The sequence below is a fragment of the Kitasatospora sp. Ki12 genome (assembly GCF_054601375.1).
Window position 1 is genome coordinate 139,309 of the sequence record NZ_BAAIHT010000005.1, and the last position, 12,886, is coordinate 152,194.

General features: G+C 75.6%; 12 protein-coding genes. 8 read left to right on the forward strand and 4 right to left on the reverse strand.

The annotated features are described in order from the left end of the window. Positions 1 to 383: 383 nt before the first annotated feature. The 3 genes from ACYP53_RS41950 to ACYP53_RS41960 all read right to left on the reverse strand — a co-directional run bounded on the left by ACYP53_RS41950 (position 384) and on the right by ACYP53_RS41960 (position 4,363). Positions 384 to 3,119, reverse strand: coding sequence for a M4 family metallopeptidase (locus tag ACYP53_RS41950; protein ID WP_459651331.1), 2,736 nt, complete (start codon positions 3,117 to 3,119; stop codon positions 384 to 386). A 115-nt stretch (positions 3,120 to 3,234) separates the two neighbouring features. Next, complete coding sequence (locus ACYP53_RS41955) at positions 3,235 to 3,888, reverse strand: hypothetical protein (protein ID WP_459651332.1); 654 nt, start codon at positions 3,886 to 3,888, stop codon at positions 3,235 to 3,237. Between the two features lie 148 nt (positions 3,889 to 4,036). Further along, positions 4,037 to 4,363, reverse strand: coding sequence for a cupin domain-containing protein (locus tag ACYP53_RS41960; protein WP_189924334.1), 327 nt, complete (start codon positions 4,361 to 4,363; stop codon positions 4,037 to 4,039). A 71-nt stretch (positions 4,364 to 4,434) separates the two neighbouring features. Here ACYP53_RS41960 and ACYP53_RS41965 point away from each other — a divergent pair, with 71 nt between their 5' ends. The 8 genes from ACYP53_RS41965 to ACYP53_RS42000 all read left to right on the forward strand — a co-directional run bounded on the left by ACYP53_RS41965 (position 4,435) and on the right by ACYP53_RS42000 (position 12,177). Beyond that, complete coding sequence (locus ACYP53_RS41965) at positions 4,435 to 5,439, forward strand: GlxA family transcriptional regulator (protein WP_189924336.1); 1,005 nt, start codon at positions 4,435 to 4,437, stop codon at positions 5,437 to 5,439. Between the two features lie 52 nt (positions 5,440 to 5,491). Further along, positions 5,492 to 5,851, forward strand: a complete 360-nt coding sequence (locus ACYP53_RS41970) for a hypothetical protein (protein WP_459651333.1) — start codon at positions 5,492 to 5,494, stop codon at positions 5,849 to 5,851. A gap of 33 nt (positions 5,852 to 5,884) precedes the next feature. Further along, positions 5,885 to 7,285, forward strand: coding sequence for a phytoene desaturase family protein (locus ACYP53_RS41975; RefSeq protein WP_459651334.1), 1,401 nt, complete (start codon positions 5,885 to 5,887; stop codon positions 7,283 to 7,285). A 285-nt stretch (positions 7,286 to 7,570) separates the two neighbouring features. Further along, positions 7,571 to 8,494 (forward strand): hypothetical protein, encoded by a 924-nt coding sequence (locus tag ACYP53_RS41980; RefSeq protein ID WP_459651335.1) that lies wholly within the window; start codon positions 7,571 to 7,573, stop codon positions 8,492 to 8,494. Between the two features lie 84 nt (positions 8,495 to 8,578). Then, positions 8,579 to 9,439: a hypothetical protein gene (locus ACYP53_RS41985; RefSeq protein ID WP_459651336.1), complete on the forward strand. Its 861-nt coding sequence runs from the start codon at positions 8,579 to 8,581 to the stop codon at positions 9,437 to 9,439. Further along, positions 9,436 to 10,305, forward strand: a complete 870-nt coding sequence (locus ACYP53_RS41990; RefSeq protein WP_459651337.1) for a hypothetical protein — start codon at positions 9,436 to 9,438, stop codon at positions 10,303 to 10,305. Before ACYP53_RS41985 ends, ACYP53_RS41990 begins: the two co-directional genes overlap by 4 nt. Further along, the gene (locus ACYP53_RS41995; RefSeq protein WP_459651338.1) at positions 10,302 to 11,195 is read left to right on the forward strand and encodes a hypothetical protein; all 894 of its coding nucleotides are present in this window, start codon (positions 10,302 to 10,304) and stop codon (positions 11,193 to 11,195) included. The genes ACYP53_RS41990 and ACYP53_RS41995 overlap by 4 nt, the downstream gene beginning before the upstream one ends. A gap of 340 nt (positions 11,196 to 11,535) precedes the next feature. Next, positions 11,536 to 12,177, forward strand: a complete 642-nt coding sequence (locus ACYP53_RS42000; RefSeq protein WP_459651339.1) for a hypothetical protein — start codon at positions 11,536 to 11,538, stop codon at positions 12,175 to 12,177. A gap of 182 nt (positions 12,178 to 12,359) precedes the next feature. On the opposite strand, the gene ACYP53_RS42005 is transcribed toward ACYP53_RS42000, so the two are convergent. After that, a complete protein-coding gene (locus tag ACYP53_RS42005) occupies positions 12,360 to 12,782 on the reverse strand; it encodes a carboxymuconolactone decarboxylase family protein (RefSeq protein WP_189924348.1) in 423 nt (140 codons plus the stop codon). Positions 12,783 to 12,886 lie beyond the last annotated feature (104 nt).

A 12,886-nucleotide genomic window follows, 5' to 3' on the forward strand; every position in this document is an offset into this window, starting at 1 on the left:
GGGTGTGTTGGTGTTCGGGGGGCTCTCGGGAGGGTGGGTGCGGGGGCGGTTCCGGGGGTGGGCGCTCCGAGGGGCTGGATGATTTTCAGACTGCCGACTCTGAGGGTGGGGGGTCGGGCGCCGTTGGCAGTCTGAAAATCACCCGCCACGCCCCTCTCCGCGCCCACCCCCTCCACCGCCCCCTCCCGCAGCGCGTCCCTCTCGCCTGGTGGGGTGTGGGGGTAGGTGGTGGGCGCGCGGGGCGTTGCCCGCGCGCCCACGGAAGGGGCGGGTTCGGGGGTGGGCGCGGAGAGGGGCGTTGCCCGCGCGCCCACGGGGATTGGGGCGGCGCGGCCGCGGGGCGAACTGCCCCGCGGCCGCGCCGTCGTGCCGGTGACCTTCGGTCAGCAGGTGCCGGCCGGGCGGTCGCGGACGACGAGGTCGGTGCGGCCGGTGGTGGCGTCGAGCCAGATCACCCGGGTGCCCTGGTCGGCGGCGGCCTCGTACTGGCCGCCGCGGTCGCAGGAGAGGCGCTGCGGGGTGCCGCCGGTGAGCGGGACCTGCCACAGCTTGGGCAGGGCGGCGTTGGTCCAGCCGCCGGCGGGCTTGTCGCTGTCGACCCGGTAGGTGACGGCCTGGTCGGAGGCGGTGAGGACGGTGGAGCGCGGGGCGTTCGGGGAGTCGCCGCTCAGCAGGTCGGCGATGCCCGAGCCGTCCAGGGCCGCGGAGCGGATGGTGGCGTGCCGGGTTTGGTCGGCGGGGAAGTCCAGCCACAGCAGGCGTCCGCCCGCCAGGGTGAGGGAGGCGGCGCTGCCGGGCCCGGTTCCGGCCGGGGCGTGTTCGGGGTAGCGGGCGGTGATCTTCCCGGCGGCGACGGAGTAGAGCGTCGGTACGGTCACCAGCCGGCCGTCGCCGTCGCGCCAGGTCTCGTTCCAGGCGAGGGTGCCGTCCTTGAGGGCGAGTCCGGACGCGTCGTGCCCCTCGGGCAGCGGGAGGGCGACCGGCGCGCCGCCGTCGTGGCTCAGGTAGGGCCGGGTGTGGCCGTTCTCGGTGAGGGTGAAGGCGATGTCGGTGCCGGAGATCCGGGCGTTGCCGAGCTGCTGGGCGGTGCCGGTGGAGCGGAAGACGCTGCGTACGGGGCCGGCGCCGCTGAGCGGGGCGGTCAGCACTTCCTGGCCCGCGCCCTGGGGGCCGCCCATGGCCGCCCAGACGGCGTTGGTGCCGTCGGTGGTGGCCCAGCTGTGGATGCGGCCGTCCTCGGGGCTGAGGCGTACCGGGGTGCCGTGCCCGTCGACGGTGCCGGTGTACAGGCCGGTGCCGGCGGGACCGTCGCCGAGGATCAGCCAGTGGCCGCGGGCGACGGCCGGGGTGGCCATGCCGTTGGAGATGTTCGGCAGCAGGGTGCGGCTGTCGGTGCCGAGCCGCTTCTGCCAGCCGGGGGTGATCCCGTGCGCGTCGAACGCGGCGGCGACGGAGCGCAGTTGACGCTTGGTCAGGCCCAGGTCGCGGCCGGCCGAGAGGACCGCGTCGCGGCCGGCGGTGAAGTCGTCCAGCGGGGTGAGGTAGTCGGCGAGCGCGTGGTAGACGACCCGGTCGGCGGTGAGCGGGTCGAGGGTGCGCCGGATGTCCCACAGCGCCCCGCTGAAGATGGTGGAGTTGTAGTGCGCTCCGCCCTGGTCGATCTCGTAGCGGGTGCCCAGGTAGTCGGCCACCGTGGTGCGGTGGTCGTCCAGGCGGCGCTGGGCGCAGGCCTGCGGGGTGCCGCCGCGGCACAGGCCCTCGCCGAGCAGTGCGGCGGCGGGGTCGTCCATGGACAGGCCGCGGGCGGTGGCCTCGATGGCGTTGCCGAAGTAGTCGGAGATCCCCTCGTTCATGGCGCCGGGCTGGCCGAGGGCGAACAGGTTGGCGGTGTGCTCGACGACGCCGTGGGTCATCTCGTGCCCGGCCACGTCCAGGGCGACGGAGAACGGGTAGTAGTCGGGGCCGCCGGAGCCGTAGACCATCTTGGAGCCGTCCCAGAACGCGTTCGGGAACGGCTTGCCGCCGTCGCTCGCGTTCACCACGGAGACGATCGCCCCGCCCTTGCCGTCCAGGCCGTCGCGGCCCAGCCGGTCGCGGTAGAAGTCGTACACGATACCGGCGTTGACGTGGGCGTCGGTGGCGCCGTGCTCGCCGGTGGCGGCGGGGAAGGCGGGGGTGGGGGAGGAGGCGGGGACGGCGTCGGCGGGGACGGGCACGTGGTCGAAGTCGCCCGCGTCGCGGCCGTCGGCGTCGTAGGTGGTGATGGGGGCGGGGCGGGTGAGGTCGGTGAACTGGTAGGTGCCGTCGGCCCGTTTGGCGATGTGCACGGCGGTGGTGCGTCCGTGGACGTCGGGGGCGGTGCCGGTGGCGGGCTGGAGGCCGTCGGCGGGCACGGCGGGAGCGGCGGTGGTCGTCGCGGCGGTCGCGGGCCGGGGTGCGCGGGCGTCGTGGGCGAGGGCGACGGTGCCGGTGGTGGCGTCGACGTACACCTCCCGGGCGGTGGCGGCGGCCTTGTCGCGCACGGTGAAGTGCTCGGTCAGGCGGCCGCCGCCGCCGGGCAGGATCACCGCTCCGAGGTCCTCGGCGGTGGCCGAGTCGCGGGAGCGCGGGTCGGGGAGTTCGGCGAGCGCCGCCTGCCGCAGCGTCCCGGCCGGGACGGCGGGGGTGGTGGGGGCGGTGAGCCCGGTGAAGTAGCGCCCGCCCGCCGACTGCACCTTCTGCCCGGCGCCCTGGCCGGTCAGGTGCACCAGGTACTGGCCGCCGAGCACGGGGATCCCGCCGTGGCGCTGCTCGAACCTGACGGTGCGCCGGCCGTCGGGGCCCTGGGTGGAGCCGAGTTCGGCCAGCTCGCCGGTGTCGACGCGGTAGCGGTCGGGATGGGCCGCGAGGTGGGCGAGCGCGGCGGGCGCCGGGTCGCCGGGGGCGGGGTCGGACAGGCCGGTCACCAGTCGCGGGGCGGCGGTGTCGGTGCCGGCCACCAGGGCGGGCACCGGGTCCGCGTCCGGCGCGGGGGCGCCCGCCGCCGGCAGGGCCAGGGCGGGCGGCACGGCCAGCGCCAGCGTCACGACGGCGGTGGCGCCGAGGGTGAATGTGCGGGTGGCACGGGGGAGTCGGGGCACGGCGGTCCTCTCGCGCAGGGGTCAGGGGCGCGGCGGCACGACGGCCACCGCACCGACCACAATAGGCAGGCCAACGGCATATGTCGACTGACTGCCCATTGGGACTGACCGCCCGTCAAGGTCCGCGCAGGCCCGCGTCCTCGGCCCACCCGCCCAGCCGGACGGCCGAGGCCACCGCGGCGGCCAGGCAGGCCAGGGCCAGCACGATCCAGAACGGGATCGCCAGCAGGCTCGGCCGCCCGGTGGTCATCCGCCCGCCGTCCTCCAACCAGACCTTGACCTCGTGGTTGTCCGGGTAGGGCTTGTCGACCGGGCGCTCCTCGCTGAACTGCCGACCGTCCACGCTCCACCGGTAGGTGCAGCCGTACGTCCGGTCGCCCAGCCCGCCGCCCTCCACCGCCACCTGGCCGGTCACCCGGCAGTGCGTCACCACCGCCCACACGCTCGGCGGCTCGTGCACCCGGGTGCGGACGGTGTCGGCGGCCTGGGCCGCCGCGAACGCCGTACCCCACAGCGCCAGCAGGAGCAGCACCGCGAAGGAGGCGACCGGCGCGAAACCGCGGCCCGCCGCCCGGCGGCTCAGCGGGACGCCGGCGGCGACGGCCACCGCCAGCGCCACGGCGCACACCCACAGCCGCGCCCCGCCCACCGGCCGGTCCTGCGACCACGCCCACACCGCCGACCCGCCCGCGACGGCCAGCACCGCCAGCGCCACCGCGGCCGGCGCCGTCCACCCCCGCCCCCGCCGCCCGTACGTCAGGTCGCCCACGTCGCCGTCCTTCCCCCGTCGTCCGGCCCTCCCGCCGATCCTCCTACCGCCCGGGGGCCCGCCCACACCCCAGGGCCGGGATCCGTGCCGAGCGGTGACGGGGCCGCGACATCGTCACGGGCCGCCCGGTGCCGGGGTGGTCGGGTGTTCAGGCCTTCGTCACGGTGACCCCGAGCATCCGCGCGCCCGTCTCCGTGCGCGGCCGGTGGCTGCTGCCCGGCGCGAACACCACGTAGCTGCCCGCCGGGTGACGCTCCTCGCCCTCGATCACCTCCCCGCTCAGCACGAAGTACCGCTCCTCGGCGTCGTGCACGTCGACCTCCGGCCACCGGCTGCCCGGCGCGAAGTCGATCAGCCAGCCGCGCGCGTACCCGGTGGCCGTCAGCCGGCGCCGCACGATCCCCGGCGCGACCTCCACCGGCTCCACCTCGTCCACCAGCAGCGACGTCTTCAGTTCCATCTCGTTGTCGTCCATGCCCCCACTGTGGCCGCCCCCGCACCCACCGCCCCAGAGTCCTAAAAGACATCCTCGGGTACATTCCTGACATGAGCGTCGCAGCCCCGGAGAGCACCGGAACCGCCCTTGTCCGTACGCCCGCCGCGCGCCGCCATCGGGTGGTGGCCCTGCTCGGCGCGCCCCAGTCGCCCTTCGAACTCGCCTGCGCCGCCGAGGTCTTCGGCACCGAACGGCCCGGACTCACCGCCCACTACGACTTCCGGCTGTGCACCCGCACCCCCGGCCCGGTACCCACCACCCTCGGCGTCCCCCTGCTGGTCGAGGACGGCCTGACGGCACTCGAGGAAGCCGACACCGTCGTCGTCCCCGGCTGGCAGCCGCCCGGCTCCCCCGTCCCGGCCGACGTCCTCGCCGCGCTGCGCGCCGCCCACGCCCGCGGCGCCCGGATCGTCTCCATCTGCACCGGCGCCTTCGTCCTCGCCCGAGCCGGACTCCTCGACGGCCGCAGCGCCACCACCCACTGGGGCCGCACCGCCCAACTCGCCGCCGAATACCCCGCGTTGCGGGTCGACCGGGACGTCCTCTACGTCGACCACGGCGACGTCGCCACCAGCGCCGGATCCGGCGCCGGCATCGACCTGTGCCTGCACCTGCTGCGCCACGACCACGGCGCCGCCTACGCCGCCCAGGTCGCCCGGCACATGGTGCTGCCCCCGCACCGCGAGGGCAGCCAGCTGCAGTACGCCGCCACCCCGGAGCCGGCCCGGGCGGACGAGTCACTGGCCCCGCTGCTGGAATGGGCCGGACAGCGTCTGGGGGAACGCCTGACAGTGGACGAGCTGGCCGCCCGCGCCGGGGTGTCCGGGCGCACCCTGGCCCGCCGCTTCACCGAGCAACTGGGCACCAGCCCCGGCCAGTGGCTGCTGGCCCGGCGCATCGACGCCGCCCGCGCCCTGCTGGAGCGCACCGACCTGCCCGTGGAGGCCGTCGCCACCCGCGTCGGCCTCGCCTCCGCCGTCAACCTGCGCCGCCGCTTCCGCACCGCCGTCGGCACCACCCCGGGCGCCTACCGCCGCACCTTCGGCGGCGGTTGACAGCTTGATCCGTGGATCGTGATCCGGCTGCCGTCTCCCGGAGGGACGAGGCATGAGGACTGTCGACGACGCGCACGCCGCCGGGTGTGCCGCTCCTCCCGGCCGCGCCCCGGTCATCCTCGACCTCGACCCCGGGGCGCGGGAGCGCAACCGGCACCTGCTGCCCGAACTGCTCGCCCCGGCCGGAGCACGGCCACCTGACGCTGGTACGGCTGCGGTCACGGCCGGAGGCGTCGCGCCGGCTCGCCGCCGCGCGGCACCGCAGCACGGCCCGGTCCGGGGAGCGATCATGACCGGTACCCGACCGTCCGCGTCGGCCATCGGGCTCACCGGCCGCCTGTGCCTTCCACGGAGGACCGAGGCCGGGCCGGCCCCGCGTGCCGGGTGGGCCGGCCCGTACGCCGCCCGGTGACCCGGTGACCCGGCGAGAGGTGGATCTGACGACATGACGACGGCCGTGGTGGTCGGCAGCGGGCCGAACGGGCTCGCCGCCGCGATCCGCCTCGCACAGGAAGGCGTCAGGGTCCGGGTGCTGGAGGCCCGGGAGACGATCGGCGGCGGCACCCGGTCCGGAGAGCGGACGCTGCCCGGGCTGATCCACGACGACTGCTCCGCCTTCCACCCCACCGGCGTCGCCTCGCCGTTCCTGCGGTCGCTGGGCCTGGAGGAGTACGGGCTGCGCTGGCTCCGGGCCCCGGCGGAGCTGGCCCACCCCCTGGACTCGGGAGCCGCGGGAGTGCTGTGGCGCGACCTGGACCGGACGGCCGAGCACCTGCCGGCGGCGGACGGCAGGACGTGGCGGCGCGTGTTCGGCGGGCTGTCGCGCCGCTTCGACCGGCTCGCGGACGACGTCCTCCGACCCGTACCGCACCTGCCCCGTTCGCCGCTCGCCCTCGCCGGGTTCGGCGCCCAGGCCCTGCCGCCCGCCTCGTGGACGTCCAGGAGGTGGAGCGGCGAGCAGGCCCGGGCCCTGTTCGGCGGGGCGGCGGCCCACGCCTTCAGCTCGCTGCGCACCCCGTTCAGCAGCGCCATCGGGCTGATGCTGATCGCCGTCGGCCACGCCCACGGGTGGCCGGTGGCGGAGGGCGGCTCACAGGCGGTCACCACCGCGATGGCGCGGCTGCTGGAGCGGCTCGGCGGCACCGTCGAGACCGGGGTGGAGGTCCTCGCACTCGACCAGCTCGACCGGCCCGACCTCGTCCTGCTGGACACCGGCCCGCACGCCGCCGCCCGGATCCTGGGCGACCGCCTGCCGCACCGGACCGCCCGCGCCTACCGGCGCTACCGGTACGGCCCCGCGGCCTTCAAGGTGGACCTGGCGGTCGAGGGCGGCATCCCATGGGTCAGCGAGCACTGCCGCACCGCGGGCGCCGTCCACCTCGGCGGAACCTTCGAGGAGGTCGCCGCCGCCGAGGAGGCGACCTACCGCGGCAGGATGCCCCGCCGGCCCTTCGTGCTCGTCGGCCAGCAGTACCTGGCCGACCCGTCCCGCTCGGCCGGGGACCTCCACCCGGTCTACGCGTACGCCCACGTCCCGCACGGCTACCGGGGCGACGCGACCGAGCAGGTCCTGGACCAGATCGAGCGGTTCGCCCCCGGCTTCCGGACGCGGGTACGCGCCCGGTCCGTCCGCACGGTGGCGCGGATGCGGTCGGACAACGCCAACCACGTCGGCGGCGACATCGTCGGGGGAGCCAACACGGTGCGTCAGCTCCTGCTGCGCCCCCGCCTCGCGGTGGACCCGTACGCGACCGGGGTGCCCGGTGCCTACCTGTGCTCCGCCGCCACCCCGCCGGGCGCGGGGTGCACGGGATGGCCGGCTTCCACGCGGCGGAGTCGGCCCTGAGGGGGCTGGGGCGTGGCTGACACGCCCTGGCGAAGCGGTGACGGCGGACGTCGGCCCCGGGCCGCGCGGGCCCGGCGGGGAGTCATTGCGGTTGCATCACGGGCGTGTCCGGTTCATCAAGCAATGGGTGAGTGTGCGGTGATTGAATTTGTTGGCAGGGCTGTCGACGGACTCTCATAATGCCTGCTGACACGCGTGACGGACGGTCCGGGGAACCCGCTGGGGGAGTGGGTCCCGCGAGGGCCCCACGTGTGGGAATCCGCATTCTTTCCCTGGGGGAGTCCCTTGCCCGAGCCCGAGAACGAGAGCGCCGCCGCCGAACCGCCGGCACCGGCCCAGCCGTTCGAGTCGCAGTCGCAGTCGGTTGCGCCAGAGCCTGAGTCGCAGCCGCAGCCGCAGCCGCAGCCGTTCGCGCCCGAGTCGCAGTCGGAGCCGCAGCCCGCGCAGGCGCCGTCCGCGCGCCGGCTGCCGCGCGCCGTCGGCGTCGCGCTGGCCACCGCCGGCCTGCTCGCCGTCACGGCGGCCAGCGCCGCGGTGACCGTCGCCGTCGGCAAGCCCGACGCCCGGCCGGCCGCCGCCCCCGCCGTGACCGCCGCCCCGACGGCGAGCGCGAGCGCCACCGCGAGCGCCTCGCCGACGCCCGAGCCCGTCCCGGTGCCGACCGCCGTCCCGACCGAGCCCGCCCCGGCCAGCACCGTCAAGGGCACCGTCAGCGGCGGCAAGCACGAGGGCGACCTGCGCTTCTTCCTGCTCCCGATCCCGGCCGGCGGCGAGTCCTACGGGCCCGCGGACGGGATGATCATGGGCGACGAGGACGTCGCCGCCATCTTCGGCAAGCAGGACGGCATCAAGGACATCCTCGCCTCCTACGGCTACAAGGAGGGCGCGACCCGGATGTACCGGACGGCCGACGGCAAGGCCGAGGTGACCGTCACCCTCCTGCACTTCGGCTCCGCCTCGATGGCCACCGAGTTCGTCAAGGGCTACAAGATCAAGTCGCTGGACCCGGTCGACGTCCCCGGCCTCCCCGACGCCCGCGGCTACCTCAAGAAGCCCAAGCAGCAGGCGTACACCGGCTCGATGACCGGCATCGCCAGCCAGGGCGACGTCCAGTACACGATCGACGTCGACGTGAAGGGCACGCCGGACCCGGCGCTGCTGGGCGAGCTGATGAAGCGCCAGCGCGACTGGCTCGCCTCGGGCGGCTGAGCCCGCGCGCGCGTGCCCGTGCGCGCCGCCGCCGTCGTCCGTCCACCGACGCCACCCCTTCCTTCCTCCTCTGGAGCCACTTCCGTGACCACCGAACCCCCGGAGCCGGTACCCGCGCCCACCGCGCCGCCCGCGCCCGCCGTACCGCCGCCCGCGATACCGCCCACCGCGCCGCCCGCCCCCGGCCCGTACGCCGCCAACCCGTACGCCGCCGATCCGTTCACCGTCGCGCCGGGCGAGCTGCTGGAGGCCGGCCCCGAGCAGGCCCCGCGTGCCCCGCGCCGCCCCCGCCCGGTCCTGCTGGCCACCTGCGCCCTGGTGCTGGGCGCCCTGACCGGCGGCGGCGTCGGCTACGCCGTGCAGGCCCAGCGCCCGCCCACGCCGCTGCCGCCGTTGCAGGCGGCGCGCCCGTCCTACCCGGCCGAGGTCCTCGACCCGGCCGCCCTCGCCGCCGAGCAGCCCGCGCCGCTGGCCATCGAGGGCGACCTGACCAAGCTGCTGATCACCGCCCCCGAGGGCAGCACCCCCTGGGGCGACTACCCGGACAAGCCCGCCTGGGCCTCGATCGGCGAGATCGCCGAGCACAGCGGCAACGCGTCCTACACCTTCCGCGACCTCGCCTCGCGCGGCTTCCGGCGCGCCGCCGAGGTGGACTGGAAGAAGGACGACGTCCGCTACCGCGTCTCCCTGATCCAGTTCGCCCCGGACCGCGCCGACCAGGCCAAGTCCGTCAGCTGGCTGCCGTTCGCCGACGGCGCCACCGGCGGCTACAAGGTGGAGACCGCCCCCCGGCGCTGGGCCGAGAGCACCGACCAGTACTACTACGGCGAAGCCGTCGCCAAGCGCGGCTCGCTGCAGATGACGATCGAGGTGTTCGGCACCCAGCTGGTGAGCGCCGACGTCCTCAAGGACCTCGCCAAGCGGCAGTGGGAGCGCCTCGTATGAACGACGACACCGTGACCGAGCACCCGGCCGCGCCCGAGCCGACGCCCGAGACGGCCTCCGAGCCGACGCCCGCGGCCGAGACCGCCGCCGCGCCCGAGGCCGCTGTCCCGAACCCCGCCGCCCCGGTGCCCGGGTCCCGGCTGCTGCTGCGGGCGGGGGCCGCGACGGTCGCGGCCGCGCTGGTCGGCGTGGCCATCGGCATCGGCATCATCAAGACCCAGTACGACGACCCGGCCCCGGCCACCGCCGCGGCCCCGTCCGCCGCGCCCACCCCGACCGCGACCGCCACCCCGTACGGCGCCAAGTCCAACGGCAGCCACTTCGGCGCGCTGCGCGACCTGCTGGTGCCCGTCCCGGCCGGGTACGAACTCGGCCCCGACGACGGCGTCTACGGCAACGACACCGAGCTGAGCGGCGGGCAGCTGGCCGCCGAGCTGGACGCCGAACTCCAGCAGATCCCCAAGGAGAAGCGCGACAAGCTCCGCTCCTACTGGGAGGGCCTGCACGTCAAGGGCACCGGCGTGCGCACCTACCTGGCCTCCGGCGACGACCTGCTGATCGGCCTGAAGCTGCGCCAGTTCAACCAGCAGGAAGTGCAGCGGATCAACGAGTACACGGCGGTCTTCACCGGCGACACCGGCCTGTTCCGGATCGGCCCCACGATCCCGGGCCACCCCGAGGCGCACTGCTACCTGATGCCGGCGCCGCCGTCCGCGCCGATCGACTACCTGGAGTGCTCGGCCGCCGAGGGCGACCTCCTGGTCGTCATGAACGCCGAGGGCGTGGCACCGCTGCCCAAGGACAAGATCGTCGCCCTCTTCACCCTGCAGCTCGACCGCCTCGCCCGCCCGGGAGCGACCGCATGACCGACCACGTCACCCCGCCGCCGCCCGCCTCGGACCCGCTCCCGCCGGTCCCGGCCGCGGCCCCGGAGGCCCCGGCCGCTCCGCCGGTCCCGGCTCCGGCCGCCCCGCCGGTGCCGCCGATGGCCGCCCCGCCGGTGGCCGGACCGGCCATCGGGGCACTGGAGTTCACCGATCCCGCGCAGAGCGCCGAGGCGATCGCCGCGCAGGAGGCCCGCCGGGCCCGGCGCCGCAAGGCCGCGGTGCGCTGGAGCTGCGCCGCCCTGGTGTTCGCCCTCGCCGGCACCGGCACCGCGCTGGCCGTCACCGCCCCCGAGCGCACCGACATCCCGGGCCTGGCCACCGCGAGCGACGGCCGCTACACCTTCCCGCCGCTGGCCCTGCCGCCGCTGCCCTCCGGCAAGGCCGCGCCGGACGGCAAGGGCAAGGCCCTCCACTACGCGGACCTGCGCCACCTGCTGCTGCCCGTCCCCAAGGAGGCCGGCGGCGCGCTGACCGCGCCGACCTTCCCGGCCCCGACCGCGAGCCCCGCCGCCTCCGGCTCCCCGACGGCGTCGCCGACCGCGTCCCCGACGGCCTCGCCGACGGCCGCAGCGAGTCCCGGCCCCGCCGCCGTGGCCGACTGGGTGCCCTGCGACGCGATCCTCGCCGAGCAGCAGGACCCGGCCAAGCTGCGCGAACTCCTCCTGACGAACGCCTGCCGCGCGGCCACCGTCCGGGAGTGGACCGCCTCCGACGGCACCCGCACCCAGATCCGGCTGCTGCGCTTCGGCTCCACCGGCGAGTCCTGGGGCACCTACAACTCGCTGCGCGCCAAGAGCGCCCGAAGGCCGCCCCCGACACGAAGTCCACCTCCCACGAGGACTGGGACACCGTCAACGGCGTCGACCTGACCACCCTGGAGTCCACCGGGAACGGCCCCAAGGGCAACCCCACCGCCCGTGTCGCCTACCTCTCCGCCGCCGACATCCTGGCCGTCATCACGATGACCAACCCCGACGGCATCCCCACCGCCCCCTTCCGCCAGGTCGTCACCCTCCAGTCCGACCTCCTGGCCTGACCCCTCGGCGACGGCCGCGCGCGTGGGAAGTCGGCCCGTCCGACTTCCCACGCGCCGAACCGTCCTGCCCCCGTGGTGACTTGCGACGAATCCGGGACACCCCGAGGCCTTGTCGGCCGTCCCGTCGGGGCGGAGCCTGGCCTGGAGACAACGGTCTCCACGGGGGGCAGGCGATGAACCGCGGGCAAGGGGCTCTGTGCTGGGCGGCGCTGCTGGGGGTCGCGGTCGTGGCCGTCTGGGCGGCGCAGACCGGGAGTGGCGGGCCCCACCGCCACAGGGTGGTGCTGCCCGAGCCTGCCCCGGCGTCGGCCCAGTGGATCGTGGACACGGTGACCCCGGCGGACGCGAGGCCAAAGCAGTGCCCGGCGCCGACCCTGGCGACCCTGGCCGTGCTCGACTCCGACGGACAGGGCCGGGCGGAGGCCTTCTGGCTGGTCGACAGCGTGGACGTCTGCTGGGCGGTCATCAGCGCGAACGGCGCCCGGAGCGTCGGGTTCGGCTCCATCGACGGCCTGACCACCGACCGTCTCCTGCCCTTCGACTCGGGGGCGGGAGGGGACTGGTACACGGTCACCGCCTTCCACGGCCGGGTCGAGAACCTGACGGTCACCGGCGACACCGACCACGTCCTCGGCCCCGTCCGCACCCGCACCGTCGACCTCGGCAGCGGCGAGCTCGTCACCTTCGTCTCCTACGGCATCCGGATCCCCGAGGGGGACCAGGACCTCGCCCTGTCCCTGTGCCCCCCGGTCGGCGACTGCCGTGACACCAGCTTCCACCCGTTCGACTCCCATCGGCGCGGGGACCGGGGATAGGAGAAGGAGCAGACCCGCCGGGCCGTCACCCCCGCTCTCCCCGGCGGGGGAGCCCGCGCCCCCCTGCGGCGGGGCCGACAGGTGCGGCAGGTGCGCGACGAGGTCGAGGTGGTGCAGCGTCCACTCGAGTACGTACGCGTCCAGGAAGTCGGCGGTGGTCAGGACCTGTCCGCGGCGGCGTGTCAGTCGGCCGCGACCGGGAGCAGGCCGCGCTCGGCGAACACCTTCTTGGCGACGAAGGTGGCGTTCAGTGCCCGGGGGAAGCCGCAGTAGCCGGCGGAGTGCAGCAGGGCCTCGACGATCTCCTCGGGGGTGAGGCCCACGTTCAGGGCGGCGTTGACGTGGACCTCCAGCTGCGGCTCGCACCCGCCGAGCGCGGTGAGCATGCCCAGGGTGACCAACTGGCGGTCGCGCGGCACGAGTCGGGGGCGGCTGTAGATCTCCCCGAAGCCCCAGGCGACGATCTGGTGCCCGAGTTCGGGGCTGATGTCGTCCAGCGACTCCACGACCCGCCGCCCGACCTCCCCGTCGATGCGCTCCAGCACCTCCATCCCGCGCTCGAAGCGCTCCTGGCGGGCCTGTGCGTCGTTCGCGCTCGTGCTCATCGTGGTGCTCCTGTCTCCCGGCCGCCCGGGCGGCGGCCCACGTCCCGTACCGTTTCGTCCGGCCCGCCGGGGTCGGCGGGTCGGACTTACGGCAGAACCGTAGG

Bases quoted from the DNA above. Each gene is read 5' to 3' on its own strand.
- ACYP53_RS41960 (WP_189924334.1), bottom strand. From the start codon at position 4,363: ATGGACGACAACGAGATGGAACTGAAGACGTCGCTGCTGGTGGACGAG.
- ACYP53_RS41995 (WP_459651338.1), top strand. From the start codon at position 10,302: ATGACCGACCACGTCACCCCGCCGCCGCCCGCCTCGGACCCGCTCCCG.
- ACYP53_RS41975 (WP_459651334.1), top strand. From the start codon at position 5,885: ATGACGACGGCCGTGGTGGTCGGCAGCGGGCCGAACGGGCTCGCCGCC.
- ACYP53_RS42000 (WP_459651339.1), top strand. From the start codon at position 11,536: ATGAACCGCGGGCAAGGGGCTCTGTGCTGGGCGGCGCTGCTGGGGGTC.
- ACYP53_RS41970 (WP_459651333.1), top strand. From the start codon at position 5,492: ATGAGGACTGTCGACGACGCGCACGCCGCCGGGTGTGCCGCTCCTCCC.
- ACYP53_RS42005 (WP_189924348.1), bottom strand. From the start codon at position 12,782: ATGAGCACGAGCGCGAACGACGCACAGGCCCGCCAGGAGCGCTTCGAG.
- ACYP53_RS41965 (WP_189924336.1), top strand. From the start codon at position 4,435: ATGAGCGTCGCAGCCCCGGAGAGCACCGGAACCGCCCTTGTCCGTACG.
- ACYP53_RS41990 (WP_459651337.1), top strand. From the start codon at position 9,436: ATGAACGACGACACCGTGACCGAGCACCCGGCCGCGCCCGAGCCGACG.